At 44.4% G+C, this 17,363-nt stretch carries 17 protein-coding genes; 1 reads left to right on the top strand and 16 read right to left on the bottom strand.

Translation table 11 applies throughout. The annotated features are described in order from the left end of the window. Window position 1 precedes the first annotated feature (1 nt). Window positions 2-1,300, bottom strand: coding sequence for an RNA polymerase factor sigma-54 (gene rpoN, locus ACSSTM_RS14865; protein WP_034660029.1), 1,299 nt, complete (start codon window positions 1,298-1,300; stop codon window positions 2-4). Between the two features lie 70 nt (window positions 1,301-1,370). On the opposite strand from rpoN, the gene yvfG reads away from it, so the two are divergent. Next, window positions 1,371-1,586, top strand: a complete 216-nt coding sequence (yvfG, locus tag ACSSTM_RS14860; protein WP_003213121.1) for a protein YvfG — start codon at window positions 1,371-1,373, stop codon at window positions 1,584-1,586. Window positions 1,587-1,610: 24 nt separating this feature from the next. Here the strand turns inward: yvfG and ACSSTM_RS14855 are convergent, their stop codons facing one another. The 15 genes from ACSSTM_RS14855 to ACSSTM_RS14785 all read right to left on the bottom strand — a co-directional run bounded on the left by ACSSTM_RS14855 (window position 1,611) and on the right by ACSSTM_RS14785 (window position 17,361). Next, window positions 1,611-2,936 (bottom strand): MATE family efflux transporter, encoded by a 1,326-nt coding sequence (locus tag ACSSTM_RS14855; protein WP_034660030.1) that lies wholly within the window; start codon window positions 2,934-2,936, stop codon window positions 1,611-1,613. A gap of 62 nt (window positions 2,937-2,998) precedes the next feature. Further along, complete coding sequence (gene nikE, locus ACSSTM_RS14850; RefSeq protein WP_034660031.1) at window positions 2,999-3,814, bottom strand: nickel import ATP-binding protein NikE; 816 nt, start codon at window positions 3,812-3,814, stop codon at window positions 2,999-3,001. A 13-nt stretch (window positions 3,815-3,827) separates the two neighbouring features. After that, window positions 3,828-4,643 (bottom strand): ABC transporter ATP-binding protein, encoded by an 816-nt coding sequence (locus tag ACSSTM_RS14845; protein ID WP_170938419.1) that lies wholly within the window; start codon window positions 4,641-4,643, stop codon window positions 3,828-3,830. 4 nt (window positions 4,644-4,647) lie between these two features. Further along, a complete protein-coding gene (gene nikC, locus ACSSTM_RS14840) occupies window positions 4,648-5,481 on the bottom strand; it encodes a nickel ABC transporter permease subunit NikC (RefSeq protein ID WP_034660032.1) in 834 nt (277 codons plus the stop codon). Then, entirely contained in the window at window positions 5,478-6,422 is a 945-nt protein-coding gene (gene nikB / locus ACSSTM_RS14835; RefSeq protein WP_095285770.1) for a nickel ABC transporter permease subunit NikB, read from the bottom strand. Before nikB ends, nikC begins: the two co-directional genes overlap by 4 nt. An 18-nt stretch (window positions 6,423-6,440) precedes the next feature. Further along, a complete protein-coding gene (nikA, locus tag ACSSTM_RS14830; RefSeq protein WP_437404222.1) occupies window positions 6,441-8,063 on the bottom strand; it encodes a nickel ABC transporter substrate-binding protein in 1,623 nt (540 codons plus the stop codon). A 149-nt stretch (window positions 8,064-8,212) separates the two neighbouring features. After that, complete coding sequence (locus tag ACSSTM_RS14825) at window positions 8,213-9,391, bottom strand: DegT/DnrJ/EryC1/StrS family aminotransferase (RefSeq protein WP_095285768.1); 1,179 nt, start codon at window positions 9,389-9,391, stop codon at window positions 8,213-8,215. Next, window positions 9,391-10,077, bottom strand: coding sequence for an acetyltransferase (locus tag ACSSTM_RS14820; protein WP_095285767.1), 687 nt, complete (start codon window positions 10,075-10,077; stop codon window positions 9,391-9,393). The genes ACSSTM_RS14825 and ACSSTM_RS14820 overlap by 1 nt, the downstream gene beginning before the upstream one ends. Next, window positions 10,040-10,633, bottom strand: coding sequence for a sugar transferase (locus ACSSTM_RS14815; RefSeq protein ID WP_034660037.1), 594 nt, complete (start codon window positions 10,631-10,633; stop codon window positions 10,040-10,042). The genes ACSSTM_RS14820 and ACSSTM_RS14815 overlap by 38 nt, the downstream gene beginning before the upstream one ends. Before the next feature lie 20 nt (window positions 10,634-10,653). Beyond that, complete coding sequence (locus ACSSTM_RS14810; protein ID WP_095285766.1) at window positions 10,654-12,168, bottom strand: MATE family efflux transporter; 1,515 nt, start codon at window positions 12,166-12,168, stop codon at window positions 10,654-10,656. Window positions 12,169-12,196: 28 nt separating this feature from the next. Beyond that, on the bottom strand, window positions 12,197-13,225 hold the full coding sequence (locus ACSSTM_RS14805) for a polysaccharide pyruvyl transferase family protein (protein ID WP_080869549.1): 1,029 nt from the start codon (window positions 13,223-13,225) through the stop codon (window positions 12,197-12,199). A gap of 5 nt (window positions 13,226-13,230) precedes the next feature. Continuing rightward, window positions 13,231-14,253: a glycosyltransferase family 2 protein gene (locus ACSSTM_RS14800; protein ID WP_095285765.1), complete on the bottom strand. Its 1,023-nt coding sequence runs from the start codon at window positions 14,251-14,253 to the stop codon at window positions 13,231-13,233. A 27-nt stretch (window positions 14,254-14,280) separates the two neighbouring features. After that, window positions 14,281-15,384 carry an EpsG family protein gene (locus ACSSTM_RS14795; RefSeq protein ID WP_034660042.1) on the bottom strand — a complete coding sequence of 368 codons (1,104 nt, stop codon included), beginning with the start codon at window positions 15,382-15,384 and terminating at the stop codon, window positions 14,281-14,283. A gap of 14 nt (window positions 15,385-15,398) precedes the next feature. Further along, window positions 15,399-16,529 (bottom strand): glycosyltransferase family 1 protein, encoded by a 1,131-nt coding sequence (locus ACSSTM_RS14790; RefSeq protein WP_095285764.1) that lies wholly within the window; start codon window positions 16,527-16,529, stop codon window positions 15,399-15,401. Next, on the bottom strand, window positions 16,522-17,361 hold the full coding sequence (locus ACSSTM_RS14785; protein WP_095285763.1) for a glycosyltransferase family 2 protein: 840 nt from the start codon (window positions 17,359-17,361) through the stop codon (window positions 16,522-16,524). The genes ACSSTM_RS14790 and ACSSTM_RS14785 overlap by 8 nt, the downstream gene beginning before the upstream one ends. Between the last annotated feature and the right edge of the window lie 2 nt (window positions 17,362-17,363).

Here is a 17,363-nt window from a genome sequence, read left to right as displayed (position 1 = left end):
TTCAATCATAGCGCTTCCGCAGTGTAGATGATGGAAGATTCATTTGTTCACGATATTTCGCAATGGTTCTGCGCGACACACGGATACCAAAGGTTTGCTGAAGCTGCGTCATCATTTGCTGATCCGAATACGGTTTTTTCTTATTTTCCGTTTGGATCAGCTCTGCGATGTGCGTCTTGACTGTGTAGCTGGACGCCTCTTCCAGCGAAGGTCCTTCTAGTTTTGCTTGGAAAAATTGTTTCATTTCCATGAGACCATAAGGGGTTTGCACCATTTTCCCTTTCACCGTTCGGCTGACTGTTGACTCATGCACTTGCAATATATCTGCGATCCGCTTCATCGTAAGCGGTTTCATTTTATGTTTCCCTGTAAGGAAAAAATCTGTCTGATGGAAGATAATCTCACGAACGACATGGGTCATCGTTTGTTTTCTTTGCTTCAGCGCTTGGACAAGCCAATTGTATTGCTGCTCTTTTTCCTTTAGATACACATATGCTTCATGCCGCTTCTGGTCTTGAATCATGGCGAAGTATCCTTCATTCATTTCAACGTCTGGAAAAGCGCGCTGATTCAGCTCAAATGTGATGTGGTCCTGCACGACAGTAATCGTCACATCTGGCTCTATATACACAGGGTCCTCTTCATATGAGAAATGTATGCCCGGTCTTGGTTCCAGCTGCGACACCTCATCTTGTACCGCTTGAAGTGTTTTCATTGAAACGCCTGTTTTCGCCGCGATTTCCTTCCAAGCCTTTCTTGCAAAGAGAAAGAAGTGCTCGTCGATGATCAGCTCGGCTTCATACCAGCGCTCCTTTTTTCTTCTCAGCTGAAGCAGAATGCATTCTTGTAATGATCTTGCGCCAATACCGGCAGGCTCTAGCGATTGAAGCTGATGAAGGACGGCTTCTACTTCTTCAGCTGGCACCTCTAAGACAGCTGCCATCTCGTCAACCGGTTCATTTAAATAGCCATTGGAATCAATGGACTCGATCATAAAGTCAAAGATCCTTTGATTCTTTTCACTTAGATTCAAATCAATAGCTTGTTTCTTTAAATACATTTGCAGGCTTTCTTTTTGATGCGTTCGATACGGCTCTGTCATTCGATCTTGAGATTTTTTATGATAAACTGGTTGATAGCTGTCCGTGTCTTTCCGCTCAATCAGAGGGTTCTCAAGCGCTAACTGGTCAAGATACTCGCCAAGCTCAGCGCTATTCAGCTGGAGCAGCGTAATGGCCTGCCTGAGTTCTTGTGTGAGCACCTGCTTTAATACTTGTTCTTGCTGCAGATTAAGGCTCATTGTCTCCCCTCCCTCTCATCATTTTACATGAAGATTGACGGACCGTATATACGAAATAGGAGTGATTCCCATGTCTGAACTTTTTTCCGTTCCATACTTTGTTGACAACTTGAAACAGCACATCGCCATGAATCAAAATGAAGACAAGATTCATGCCATGAATGCCTATTACCGCTCAGTGGTGTCCACGCTTGTACAAGACCAGCTGACCAAAAACGCTGTGGTCTTGAAGCGTATTCAGCATCTTGATGAAGCATATCAAAAAGTGAAAAAAGAAAGCGAATGAATGAACGAAAAAGAGCACCCTTTGTCATGATGGCAAAGGGTGCTTTTCATTTGCGAAAAGCTTCTGATCCAGCCTTGATTTGTACATCATCAAAAACCCAGACCGTCCGACAGTATAGATGATAAAGGCAAACCATAGTCCGTGATTGTGCCAAATAGGCGTGACCGCTGCTTGAACAACGATAAACAAGATCATCGCAAACAGCATCGAATTTCTGACAGGGGCAATTTCTGTCGCACCTGTAAATACGCCGTATATGACCAAACCGAAACAAGCGGCAAACGGATAGAGAACGAGCCAGTCTGCATAGCCTAATGTCACATCAAGAAGCCGGGGAAGATTTGTAAACAAGCTCAAGATCGGCTCTTTTAAGAGAAAATAAACCGACGCAATGGCGCATGCCATGACAAGTGCCCACTGTCTCGAAAGAGTTAAAGTTCTTTCATAAAGGGTACGGTCATTTGCACCAACTGATCTGCCCACAAGGATGCTGGATGCATTGGCAAAACCATCGAACAAATAAGCCATGATGTAGTGAATTTGAAATAAGATGGCATTGGCCGCCAGCATCTCTGTTCCAAAAGAAGCACCTTTTGCTGTAAACATGTTAATCACCACTAGCAGACAAATCGTCCGAATAAACAAATCTTTATTCACATGAAACATTTTCTGAACTGCCTGTGTATCCATGATTTTCTTAAGAGAAGGCATCTGGAACCCGTTTTTTGAATGCTTCATGATGATCCATGCGCCTAGCACAAAGGCGGTTAATTCAGATATCAATGTCGCAGCCGCCACCCCTTTGACTGCAAACGAAAACACATGAACAAGCAGAAGGGCAAGGACCATATTCATGACATTGATCAAGATTTGTAAAGAGAGGGCTTCTTTCATTTTTGCCATTCCCATCAGCCACCCTAATATCACATAATTCATCAAGGTAAACGGGGCACCCCAAATACGAATATGAAAATAATCTGCTGCAAATTGCCGGACATCCGCAGCGGGAGAAATCACTAGAAAAGCAGATTGAATAATTGGCCATTGCAGGGCAATAAAACAAAGGCCGACAATGATGGCGATTAAAAAAGGTCTTAGAAAAGCAAGTACGCCCTGCTCCTCACTCTGCGCCCCGTTTGCCTGGGCGGCAAAAGCAGATGTACTCACCCGCAAAAAACCAAAGAGCCAATATAGTGTACTGAAAATGAGACTGCCAACCGCGACGCCTCCAATATAAGCGGGATTGGCGAGCTGACCGACAACTGCTGTATCAACAGCTCCAAGTAATGGAGTGGTCATCGTTGAGATGGTTAAAGGAATGGCCAAAGCTAAATACGCTCGATGGTTCACGATGCCACCTGCCTTTCATGAAAAATAGCCTCTTCTAAAAGAGGCGTTGATGAAATGAAGATTTACCGAACCGGTCTGCCAATTGTTCGGGACAAAGGATGGTCTGCGAGCATTGCATCTCTCATTTTCTGCACCGCTGTCTCTTCTGATGAAAAGAAATCATCCTTTGATTGAAATTGAGCAACAAGTTCACCTTGATCCAATATCGCCAATTGATCACTTACATGATAGGCTGCCGTCATATCATGTGTAATAAATAAGTAAGCGACACCCAGTTCCTTCTTTAATTCTACTAATAAATCTAAAATGACAGCCTGTGTAACCATGTCTAAGCTGCTGACGGATTCATCCAGTACGACGAGCTTTGGCTGCAGCAATAAGGCTCTTGCGATGTTGATCCTTTGCAGCTGGCCGCCGCTGAATTGATGCGGATATTTAGACAAGTCCTTTTCACTGAGCCCGACTCTTTCCAGCCAGTGAATCAACACGTTTTTGCGTTCTTGTCGGCTCATAGCTTCATAGTTTTCAAGCGGCTCGGATAAAATTTGTTCGACTGTCCACCTTGGATTCACCGCCGAATATGAATCTTGAAACACCGCTTGCACATGCCGGCGATAATGTTTGCGTGTTCGCTGATCTGCACAATATATATCCTGCCCTTCAAAAAGGACCTGACCGGCTCTTGGTTTCTCTAGACCAAGTATGATGCGGCCTAGTGTACTTTTCCCTGCGCCGCTTTGCCCCAGCAATCCGAGGCATGTGCCTTCTTCAATGATTAAATTGACGCCGCTTAAGACTTGGTCTGCGCCTTTTTTTCTCATCAGAAACGACCGGCTGTTGTATGAATGACTAACTGCTTTCACTTCTAATAAATGCAAGGGCCTTCTCACCTCAAATCGGGCAAACAGCTGGGATGGATGGACGAGCTGCTAATAGTTTCTTTGTATAATCATGCTTGGGGTTTTCAAAAAGCTCAAGCACTTCTGCCTTTTCAACCATTTCTCCTTGTCTCATGACGACAACCTGATCTGCCATTTCTGCAATGACGCCAAGATCGTGAGTAATGAGCAAAATGGCAGTTCCATACTCATGACGAATTTGGTTTAGGTGCTCAAGCACCAGCTTCTGCGTGTGTACATCTAAAGCAGTTGTTGGTTCATCTGCTATGAGAAGAGGCGGGTGCATGCAGGCAGCCATGGCAATCATGACACGCTGCAGCATACCGCCACTTAGTTCAAAGGGATACTTGTTTAACAGCTTATCTGGCTGCGGCAGATTCATCTGCGCTAACGCATCCATTGCCTTCGCTTGTGCCTGCCTTTTACTGACAGCGGTATGCCGGCGGATGGTTTCAATCAGCTGATGACCGATCGACCATACTGGTGTAAAGCTGTTCATTGGATTTTGCATAATATATGAGATGTCTTTGCCCCGAATAGAGCGCATATCCTTTTCACTCATACCGATCAATTCTCGTCCTTGTAATGTGATGCTGCCAGTGACTTCCGTTGTTTTCCGGTCAAGCATATGTAAGATCGACATACTTGTCACCGTTTTCCCGCAGCCGCTCTCACCTATTAATCCAACGATTTGACCACGCCCTACTTCAAACGATACGTCCTGAATAAGAGAGGTTGTCCCATGAGGCGTTTTCGTCTGCACATGCAGGTTCTCTATTTGTAAAATGGACTCTTGCACATCGATCATTCCTTTACACACGGCGTTTGATACCATATTTCTCTGAGAGGGCCTCTCCTAGTAAATTAAAGAGGACCACGACAGCCATGATCACAAGACCTGGGTACAGCATCAACTGAGGATTCGTTTGAATGTACGACTTCCCTTCATGGATCATCGCTCCCCATTCAGGCATAGGAGGCTGAACGCCTAATCCGAGAAAGGACATCGCAGAAATGTCCATAATCGCCCAGCCCATTTCGAGTGTACCTATGACCGCGAGTGGCGGCAGGACATTTGGAATCATATGCTTTCTCATGATGTTCCAGTGGGACGTCCCGCTGATTTTTGCGGCAGCAATAAAGTTCTGTTCTTTTAAACTCAGCACCATTCCTCGAAAGACGCGAGCATAGTATACCCATTGTACCAGCATCAAGGCAAGCACTACTTGAGAAAGTCCAGGACCGAAGATGCCGACTAATCCAAGAATCAGCACCAGGTTCGGGAATGCCATGATCCCGTCACAGATTCTCATCAAGACGTGATCGATCCAGCCGCCTTTATAACCTGACAACAAACCAACGATTAACCCAATCAATAAAGAAGAGAGAAAGATTAATAACGCACAGCCTAGTGAAACACGTGCACCATATAAAATTCGAGATAAATTGCATCGGCCTAATTGATCTGTCCCAAGAGGATACTCCCACGAAGACCCCTTTAGCTTCATCGCTAGATTGACAGCCGCCGGATCATGTGGAGCGATCCACGGTGCACATACTGTCACAATCAGCAATAGACCAAGGAGCACCACACAGATCGAGATCATCTTTTGATGAGAGAAGAGATATTTTCCTTTTGTCATCATGGGTGGCGGCCTTCCTTTCTGGAAATACGGGGGTCAATGATCAGCTGGAGCAAGTCCACAATCAAGCTGCTCAAGATAAAGATACATGCTGCCATGAGGACATAGAATTGAATGACCGGCAGATCCCGGTTAAAGATCGCTTCAATAAAGAAGCGCCCAAACCCCGGCCATGAAAAAACCGCCTCTACGATAATGGTTCCTGTCAGCAGCTTGCCAAGATTCACCCCAAGCCCTGTCAGCATTGGCGATATAGCGATTCTCAATACATGCTTGAACATGATCGACCGTTCCTTTAATCCTCTGATTCTCGCATATTGAACAAAAGGCTCTTGAAGCGCCTCACTCACACTTGATCGTAATAGCCTTGTATACGTAGCAATTAAAGGGACGGCCAGTGTGATCGACGGCAGGATGAGATGCTCCCATGTTCCGACCCCTTCAACTGGTAAAAGATCGAGCTTCACTGAAAAAAAGAAGATGAGCAAATACCCCAAGACAAACGTCGGGATAGATGCTCCTAAAAAAGAAATAAGCCGGCTCATATGATCAACGACGCCATTTTTCCTCATGCCGCTGAAAAAGCCGAGCGGAATGCTGACACAAATAGCTATCAGCAGACTAGTCAGCGCCAATTGAATCGTCGCTGGTATTCTATAGATCACCTCATTGAGCACAGGCTGGTTCGACATATACGACTGGCCAAAATCAAGGTGAATGACTTTTTCAATGGTGTGAAGATACTGCATATAAAACGGTTGGTCTAAACCAAATTCACTTCGTTTTTGCGCTAAAATTTCATCCGTAGGCTGGATATGAGCCGCTGCTAAATATGCCTCAGCCGGGTCAACTGGTGAAAGGTGAATCATACCAGTCGTAAAAAGTGTGGCTAATAAAAATACAGGGATGATTGATAGCATGCGTTTGACGATATAGCGGCCCATTTCCTTACCTTCCTTCTATTACTTCAGCTTAATGCCTGTGAATGGATGTTCATCGCGATTTGCTGGGAACTCAAAGTCCTTCACATTTTTTTGATAAACGGCTGTCTTTTTAAAATAAGAGATTGGCACAATCGCCCCTTGATCCTGTAATGAAGATAACACAGACGAATAAAGTGCTTTTCGTTTGTTTTCATTGGTTGTTGATGGAATTTCGCTCATTTCTTTGATCAGCTTGTCCTTATTTGGATAGGCTGAGATGGCTTCTTTGAATCCAAAACCATCTGATGAGACGACGTTCATAAATGTATGCGGATCATAAGGCGCTCCGTAGTTGCTAAAGAAGTTCATATCAAATTTGTTGGCTTTAAAGCGCTGCACTTGTGTTGCCAGCTCCACACCTTCAAGTTTGACGCCAACGCCAATGGCTCCCCATTCTGCTTGAAGCGTCTCAGCCATCGCTTTTTGAATCGATTCTGCTGAGTCATACATCATACTAAATTCAAGCGCTTTTCCATCTTTTTCACGAACGGTTTTTCCTTTTGGAAGTGTCCAGCCTGCTTCATCCAGCAATGCTTTCGCTTTGTCTACATCATACTGGAAAGACTTCACCTTAATATCAGATGTGTAAGGCATGTTGGTCGGCAATATGTGATCTGCTTCATCCTCTAAGCCAGAGGTGACACCTTCTACCATTGATTTCTTATTAATAGCATATTGAAGGGCATGACGCACTTTCTCATCTGACAGCTGATCCACTTTTGTGTTCATGACAAGCTGTCTCGTTGCTACAGGCTCTGACATTTTTGTTTCATACTTGCCGCTCGCCTCTAGCTGTTTGTAGGCATCAAGGCTAATGGTTCCTTCTCCGTAAAGGACATCTACATTGCCTTTTTCAAATGCCATGACTCTCGTTTCCGCATCTGGGATCACCTTGACTTTGATTTCTTTAACCTTTGGTTTTTCTCCCCAATAATGGTCATTTCGTTCGAAAATGGCATAGTCATCTTTTTGGTATGTTTTTAATACCCAAGGGCCTGTCCCCACTGGTTTTTCAATTCCTTTTGACGTATCTCCGTTTTTAGGGAAGCCTGCTTCGCCTAAGAAACGAACCGGGCGGACAACTGCTAATTCTTGAACAGTTGGATAATATGGCTCTGTTAATGTGAGTTTAAACGTTTTCTTGTCTACTGCTTCTGTCTTTTTGATTTTTTTTATAACACCTAACCAGCTATGTATATCCTTGTTTTTTAAGATGGAATCAAAGTTCTTTTTCACAATGTTTGCATTAAAATCAGATCCATCTGAGAACGTCACATTGTCTCTTAAATGAAAAGTATACACCTTGCCATCCTTTGAAACATCCCATGATTTCGCTAATTCAGGTTTTAGCTTTCCATTCTTTTGATAGCTGACCAATGGCTCATAAATCATTGATTGTGCAAACAATTGTGATGGGTTGTATACGTGCGGATTCATTTCGCCAATATCTCTCGGCCAAGCCATCGTGATCATGTCAGGATGATCCTTGTTTCCACCTGCTCCATTGTTTGCTTGAGAGCAGCCTACTAATAAAAAGATCAGCAGGAAAGGTAATACTGTATTTATTTTAATTTTCGGAAAAAAATGACTCCAAATAGACATAAGATGTTCCTCCTAATTGACGCTGATAATCATTTTCATTTTAAGGAGGAAGGACCCCTTTGTCAATATCATATTTAAAACGAATTGACAATACATATACCTATTTATTCCATTAATTGATGAATTTGATAGAAAGAGAGACAGGCTGCTTACGAATGAGCAGCCTGTGAAGAGGTGAATGTTTTTTCTCGCAGGGCATTACGAAGTGTGTCAATGATACGATCCTGTTCAGCTTCTGTCATACTTGTTCCAGAGGGGAGACAAAGCCCTGTTTCAAATAACAACTCAGATACGGGAGTGCCTTTCGCTGCTGAATAAAAAGGACAATCACGAAAGAGCGGCTGCTGGTGCAGCGGCTTCCATACACGCCTTGCTTCGATCTGTTCTTTTTCTAGTGCAGCAATGATGTCCACTGGATACATTTGCTTATCTCGATCAATGGTCAATGTGGTCAGCCAGCGGTTGGACTTAGTGTCTTGATATTCTGGCATCAAATAAAGACCCTCTACTTCAGATAACGCTTCCTGATAACGCTTGAAAATGCGGCGTTTTTGCTCAACACGCTCATCCAATATTTCCATCTGAGCAATCCCGACACCTGCTAGCAGGTTGCTCATGCGATAGTTGTATCCTATCTCTTGATGCTCATAATGCATGGCGCGTTCTCTAGCCTGTGAAGCGAGAAAGCGGCAGCGTTCGATCGCAGCTTCATCATCACTCACAAGCATACCGCCACCTGATGTTGTAATGATTTTATTTCCATTAAACGAATAGACACCGAACCTGCCCATTGAGCCGCTTTTTTTCCCTTTATATAGAGCACCTAACGATTCAGCCGCATCCTCAATGACTGGTACATCATATGCTTCACACAACGCCAGAATCTCGTCCATTTTTGCGCTTTGTCCATATAAATGCACGACAATAACAGCACGGGGTCTTTTTCCAAGTCGTTTTGATTCCACAAAGGCTTTCTCTAAAGCAAGCGGGCACATATTCCATGTATCTCTTTCAGAATCAATAAAAACGGGCGTCGCTTGTTCATATAAAATCGGATTTGCAGTTGCAACAAATGTGAGGGTTGAACAAAAGACAACGTCCCCTTTTTGAACACCAATAAGCTTTAAGGCGAGGTGAATCGCTGCTGTTCCTGAAGATAAAGCCGCTCCTGTCTTCACTCCTGCATAGCCCGCGACTGCCTGCTCAAATTCATTCACCAGAGGTCCAAGCGGCGCAATCCAGTTGCTCTTGAAGGCTTCCTCTATTTTCAGATACTCTTTTCCGCTCATATGCGGAGGCGATAAGTAAATTCGTTTCCTTTCTTGCATCATTTCCCACCTTCTCTCCGATCTTTGATTTCTATTGCAGGAATGCCTACAGCGACTTTCTGATCGTATATATCTTTTGTTACTGCGGCTCCTGCGCCAATGATTGTCCAGCTTCCGATCGATATCCCGGGTATCACAACAGCACCTGCCCCAATATGGGTACCCATTCGTACAGACACACAGCCAGTTAACACTGCTCCTGGTGATAGGTGCACAAACGATTCGAGTATACAGTCATGCTCTACGATAGATCCTGTGTTGATAATCGCATGTTCACCGATTGCTGCATCTGCTTGAACTACTGCCCTTGCCATCACGACAGTTCCCCCTCCAATGACCGCTGATGGACTTATGACCGCCTCTGGATGGATGAGCGTGGCAAACGCCTTGTTTTCAAATGAGAGGCGTTCCTTTACTAGCTGTCTCATCTCATTTTGCCCAATAGCAATCAGCCATTTCATATGAGGCATTGTCTCTCTCAGCTGTTGACTCATGGAGATCGGTCCATACAAGATGCCGCTTTGAGTGACCTCCTCTTCAAATTGATCATCTAATACGGCACATAATGAGTAATCGGGATGTGCAACAATCATATCCTGAATGACTTTGCTATGCCCGCCAGCCCCAATTAAACCTATGGGCTGCTCTTTACATATCGGTTCCTTTGAATTTTTCAGCTGTGGCATGATGCGGCTGCTGCACCCCCTCTGTTTTGATGACTTTCAGCAAGGTCATCCATAAAATTTTCATATCAAGCCAAAATGATTGATGCTCGACATACCAGAGGTCATAGGTGAATTTCTCCTCCCAGGAGATCGTGTTCCTTCCATTCACCTGTGCCCATCCAGTAATGCCAGGCTTTACAAGATGGCGCCTTGCTTGCTCCTCTGTATACATCGGCAGATACTCCATCAGAAGAGGCCTTGGTCCAACGAGACTGAGCTCTCCTTTTAGGACATTGACTAATTGCGGCAATTCATCAAGACTGAGCTTGCGAATCAAGGCGCCGGTTTTTGTTAATCGAAGATGATCTGGCAGGAGCCCCCCGTGCTCGTCGCGTTCATCGGTCATCGTCCGAAATTTATACAGCATAAATGGCCGGCCATACAGACCAGGCCGCTTCTGCCGAAACAACACAGGCGTCCCAATTTTCCACCGAATCAGTCCATAAATCAGAAGAAAAAGAAGACTGCCTGCGATGAGCAGCGTCAATGCCACCATCACATCTAACATTCTTTTCATCATTAAATCTCCTTATCTCACTAGCGGGAAACAGCTTGTTTTACCTTATGCACCAGCTGCTGCCGCTCTCGTTTTGTTCCTGCAAATTGATACAAGTAGCCCATATAGAGAATGAAACAAAGACCACCAATACAAAACAGCTCCCACCATGAGGTCACGTCATAAATCGCTTGAATCCCTGCACAGACGCCCCAAATCATGAGCGCTCCTGCAAGTGGAACCAATGTATGTTTGTAAAAGATGGTGCGTTTCTGATTCGTGATGCGGGCCGTATAAAATGGCAGAAACACGATATTTTTCATCAATAAAACTATCGCTCCTGCTGATGCAATGCCATATAAGCCAAGCTGAAGCATATGAGTCAATCCATAGGCAAAAAGCACATTGGATACTCCTAATATGAGCGTGACCACAGCTGGAACTTTCAATCGATTAAAAGCGGTCGGCACATATGTCAGCGGTAAAAACATCAAGGTCAAACATAAATAAGCTGCATGTATCATGAGAAGCCATTTCAGCTCTTCAAAGGCAGGTCCAAGCCATAAAAGCATGAGCGGACCGGCGAGCCCTCCTAGTAGAGCGGCTGGGAACGCGACAAATAAGCCGCTCCATTTAATGGCACTGGCTGCATATTGGATGAGACCTTCTTTGTCTTGATTCGAGTAAAATTTCGTGATCGTTGGGGCAAATACAACCGCCAGTGTCCCTGCGAGTGTGCGTAATAATAATGGGAACTGTAAAATCGCCGCATACTGTCCCGTCGCTTCCGCTCCAATGAGCAGGTTGGTCATCAATAAGTCAATTTGTAAAAACAACAAAATTCCCATTTGCTCAAAAGAATGCCAGACCCCTGATCGAACAAGTGTGAGACTAGAAGATAATGAGACGTGCCGCCACTTAAACGAAAACCAAGGAATGAGTTTTTTAAAATAATAGATACCGATTCCCATAGCCGCCAAGCTTCCTATGACGGCCGCAAGCGGAATATGCCAGATGGCTGGTGCCGTCCATGTAAACAGCATCACAATCATAAATGCCCTCAAAAACATCTGAATGGCCTGACCAACACTTGATACATATAACTTATTCGCATAAAACGGCGCAGCCCCAATGCCGGACATGACAAAATTGAGCATAAATAAAAGACCCCCTAATATAAAAGCGGTCTGTGTGTCTTTTGCGAGATAATCAGGCACATGAAGCCACTCTACCAGCTGACGGGACATGAACAGACAAAACAGAAAAAGACTGATCGATAAAAAAATGGAACTAACGAAATAAGATGAGAGATAGCGCTGCGCCTTCTCCATTTCTCCTTTATGAGCCGCCACAGAAAAAAAGCGCACCACAACAGCACTTAATGAAGCCGTAATAACCGATAAATAGTTGATCATATTTTGCGTCAGATGGATTAAGCCGAATGCTTCCACTCCAAGTGTATGAACGATGTACGGTGTTAAACAAACAGACATAAGCATCATCAAGACAAACGTCATGAAGTTTGCACTGGCATTGTAAAGAAACGCTCGATTCATTTTGTTTTCACGCAGCGTTTAAAAGCTTTCATCCAGCTTCCTCTCCCTTTTGTCCGCTCGTTTTCATCAGCTGATGAATCGCCTCTTTCACAGCCGCCTCATTCGGTTCTTTTAATAGCGTCAAAAACGGAAGATGAGCCACCCATTCATACCCTTCCATCACCTTATGATCAAACGACCTGAGGACAACACATGGTGTATGCGTAATCGCACAAAAGATCATGCCATGAAGCCGATCTGTCACGACGACCTGCGCCTTTCTTAACTCTGTCCATAAGGCAGATAATTCATCTAAGCGAGTCGTTCGATCAACTCGTTTGCCAATTGTCGTTGTGATGAAACCGACTTGATCATACGTCTCTTGAATATGCTGCTGCAGCTGCTGCCGGCTCTCCTTGGTGAGATACGCTTCCTTATCCTCACGCAGACAAAGCAGAATCCCTTCACGTTTTTGTTCCTTTGATGTTTCGTCTAATGTCAGCACCATATCAGGCTGTTTCCACACATCTTGATCAGGGAAGTGCTGCTTCATCCAAGTATAGGTTGTTTGATCTCTTGCCATGAGAAGCAGCCTTGGATGATGTTTGTATGTTTGAATGGCGCGGCGTTCCTCTCTTTTTCCTCTCTTTGTTTCTGTAAAATGGGCAGTGGCCGGCAGTTGAATCACCGGATAGGACTTGAAGGTCTTCATGATAAATTGTCTCGTCCATTCTTCATAACGGTATAAGTCCCCCATATTGCCCCCACCGATGATACAGACGATGTCTTCTGGGTGCCGCATACGCTTTAACGGACGGGCGAGGCGATAAATCTCTTTCATGTCCACTTCCATGATGTCGTAGGCGGGAAAGTGCTCTTTTAAAAAACAATAACTCGCATAGGCAATCGCATGATCCCCTAAATTATCATGCCCTGGCAGCAGCGTGAGAATGATTTTCTTCTGATGACTCAGCTCTGGCAGGCTTTGGCGGCTCAGTCGATACTCAAGCGGATATTTAACCTTTAAAAGCAGCCACTCTGCGGCGTGCGCCTTCAATTGCTGCAATGTCAATCTCATCACCCCTATTTCCTTGTTTGATATTCGATCCATTTTTGATAGCTTGAAGCGGCGGCAGAAAGCGGATAAACCAGCCGGCACTTAGCAAGGAATAAAATCATTCGCTTTCGAGCGGTGAGCTTCGATGGTTCCACTTGTTTGACGGCATGCAGAAAGGCCTCGTGTGTCACCATTTCCCGCATGTGATCAAGCTTTTCCCGAATAGAGAGGGCATTTTGGCTCTTCCATTCGTTGAGCATACAATGAAGAGTATGATTGACAATAAAAAAATCAAGTGCCTTCTCATACAGAGAGATGTCATCATATTCTTTCAAAAACAAGCGCTGCGCATGATAAAAGGTCAGTCCATGATGAAAATACTGCTTCTGATATCGCTGCACAATAGATGACAGATGAACCCTGTAGTAATAAAGAGGTTCATGAACAAAGGCGATGCTGCGTGATAAAGAAAAACAGCGCAGCGTCACATATTGATCTTCTATGTTCTCAAGTTCCCCCCGCAGCGGAAATCGAATGTGATGTTCTTCGATAAAGGCACGCCGATACAGCTTATTCCATGAAAACCCCGTGATGTCTCCGTGCAATAACGCTTCAATTAAACTCGTCTTTTCGGCTGATCGCTCGGCTAACAGCGTCGTTGGTATGGTTCGCTTTGACTGTTCAAATTGAATCCAGTACTCACTGACAACAAGATCTGCGCCGGTCATTTCAGCTTTTTCATACAAGGCTTCACAGTAATGAGGCGCGAGAATATCATCTGAATCAATAAAGGCGATATACGTCCCTTTTGCTTCTTCGATGCCCCGGTTCCTCACAGCGCCTAACCCTTGATTGGTTTGATGAATGACCCGAAAGCGCTGATCTTGCGCAGCAAACGCTTCAAGACATTCTCCGCTGTGATCCGTCGATCCATCATTCACGAGAATCACTTCTATATCTGAAAAACTTTGATCTGCAATTGATTGAAGGCATTGCTCCACATATTGACTCGTATTGTAGACTGCGACCAATAGACTGATAGCTGGCATTACAACATGCCCCACCTTTCTCCAAATCTACTTTGTAAATATCGTCCTGTACGGTAAAACAGATGAATCGAACGGCATCAGCATGATGCTGTACAGAATATAGCAAACAGCAATCCCTACATAGATAAAGACATTAGACCGCTGATCAAAAATACGTGTGAAATATGGCAGTAAAATAAGCTGATACAAGCCAAAATAGATATGAAATCTTGCATAAATGACATCCTTTGTAGCAAGGATGCCAAACAAGAAACCGAGCAAACAAAAATTCACAATGTAATCACTCTCAGGCGTCAGCTCACGAAGTCGTTTTCGATAAAGGAAAGCAAGTAAAAGCGGCAAAACCAACACACCAATTTTTGTCACATTCATTCCATTCGTATTCGTTGTGAGCCATTCCTCGTAATGCCCATATGAACTGCCTTGCAGCATCACGACAAACACGGAAACAAAGCGGTCATAAAGAGCAGTTAACCCTAAGAAAATCATGCATAAGACCAACATCATCCAAGACCATGCTTTTGTTCTCACGATAAAATACACAGGAATCATGATGAGAGCCGATGAATGAAACAATGAACATACGAGGACAAGCGGAAAATACAATTTCCACTGACCATTGATCACAAGACGGATAGCATAAAAAAGAACCGCAGCCACCATATACTGACGCATGCCATTAAACGAAGCGTAATAATGAAAAGTGCCGAGAAAAAGCAGCATACTCAGCTCAAAGGGACGGCCATATTGAATGAGCGTCTTGATGATAAAAAAATAGGTGATCGCCCCAACCGAGATATACATGATTTGCGGATCACGGGACAGTTGATTGAGCATCCATAAAATAAACGTAAATCCTGGGTCAGTGGCCGCCTTGTCCACACCAAATCCGAATATATGCCAAGGCTTTTCATAATTGACGGAGAACTCATACATCTGTCCATATGTGACAAAATCGGTTCCTACTTTGTACCGAATACCAGCGACAATACAAAGAAACAAAAACGGAAATAACACCAGAATCTTGTTAGGCCGCCATCCGCTTTGAATGGTATCATCACGCCTGCCGTAAAATGCGGCAAAGCTCGACCATAAATAGACCAAAATCATGTTCACCAAATAAACCGCCATCTGCCATTCCTTCCTTACAGTCCATATCCATTCATCACACGTGTGATGTTCTGTTTGACATCAAATCCTCTTTGTTCAAGCTGGGACGTAATGGTCTCTTGAAGAGGAGGCTCTGCATGATATTCTTCAAGCACCGCCTTCATCCATTCATGCGCAGAATCCCGCAGCGACATTCTTTTCACAAGACCGCAGCCTAAATCCACTTCCTCTGTAATATGATCTGAAATCACACAAGGCAATCCAGATGCCTGTGCTTCCACTAATACAAGCGGAAGTCCTTCAAACAAGGACGGCATCACAAATACATCAAATGCTTTCATATATTGCGGAACATCTGATACGACGCCTGTAAAAATAATGTCGTCTAACAAGCCTGCCTTCTCCGCATATGATTCAACCACCTGTCTCAGCGGTCCATCCCCTATAAGGACAAGTTGAAATGAGACCCCCTGCTTCTTTAAGGTCTGTGCCAGTTCCATAAAAAAAACGTGATTTTTTTGTTCATGAAACCGGCCAATATGACCGATAATCATGCTCTTTTCGTGAAGACCCTGCTGCTTTTTGATCTTCACCTTTTCTTCTGGATCAGGCTGAAAGAAAAGGGATAAATCAATCCCATTCGGCAGCACCTCAACTTGTCCATTCTTCATTTTTTTCTGCCCAAATAAAAAGGAACCGGCATCCTCACCGCATGCAACAAGCTGTGTAGAAAATGCAAAGATCAGCTGGCGAAACCCTTTGAGCATCATATGGTCTACCCAATTTGGCGACTGTTTCCAAGCTGTATTATGAGAATGACAAATACGCACCTTCACACCCGCCAGTTTCGCAGCAAGTGCGGAGAAGCCTGTTTGAAAATCCGTATGGGCATGCACTGCCTGATACGGTCCTGTTCGTTTGATTGTCTTTGTCAATGTTTTCACAAATGCCAAAGGAGAGGATGCCCCGATACTTGGGACGTAGAAGATACGTCCCCCGAGCCTCTGAATTTCCTCATCATAATCACAGACATCCTTTCGGTGGGTAATGAAGTCAAATTGAAGGACATTTCTATCGAGTGCACGATAGATGTTCATGATCATCGTTTCAGCCCCGCCGCGGTTCATCCCGCCCACAATATGGAGTACACGCTTTGGCTCACTCATCCCGAATCGTCCTCCTTTTCAACAAAGACGCCTCCAGCTTCCGCCGGTGATAAAATTTCATGATCTTCGGTGATAAACAGGCGCGAACCACCGGCTTTATTGCAAACAGATAATGAACCGGCGACAATTTTAATAACCAGCATGCTTTTAAAATGAGCCAGGCATTATCCATCGAATATTGAAACTTACGGCGCTGAAAGGCCGCTTCATCCTCTCTCACAAGGTATAACGGCTCTTGTAAATTAAAGCCTTTTCTCCCCGCAGCAAAAAAACGGATCCACAGATCGATATCTTCCATCCGCCTTGTTGTTTTCACAGAGCGATACCCATGTAAAGCCTTGTATGCAGCAGCCCTCATCATAATGGTTCCATGACAAAAAGGAGTCCCTTTTGCCAGCACCTTCCGATCAGGCTCTGAAATAAGTGCACGTACACCTTTTGTACCCGATTCATCAAACACCGTCATCGCCGTACCGACCACATCATATTCAGGATGTGTTTCTAGGAAATGAACCTGTTTTTCTAAACGAACTGATACTGATACATCGTCGCCATCCTGCCGTGCAATCAAGTCTCCCCTTGCTTCAGCTAGACAGCGATTCAGACTGGCAGCAAGCCTTTGATTATGCTCATTGCGGATAAGGCGAATTCTTTCAGGGTCTCGTTTTGTATAAGACAGCACTTTTTCATAGGTGCCGTCTGTTGATGCGTCATCACATATGATGAGCTCCCAATTGTCATATGTTTGATGAAGAATGGATTCAATACTTTCTTCTACTGTGTCTTGGCAATTGTAGACGCCCATGATGATAGACACCTTTGGCTTACGCATGC

The sequence above is a fragment of the Bacillus sp. RK1064 genome, from assembly GCF_051488405.1.
Lineage (GTDB): Bacteria > Bacillota > Bacilli > Bacillales > Bacillaceae > Bacillus.
Note: the sequence above shows the minus strand (reverse complement) of the source record. Positions and strands in the feature narration are given on the sequence as shown.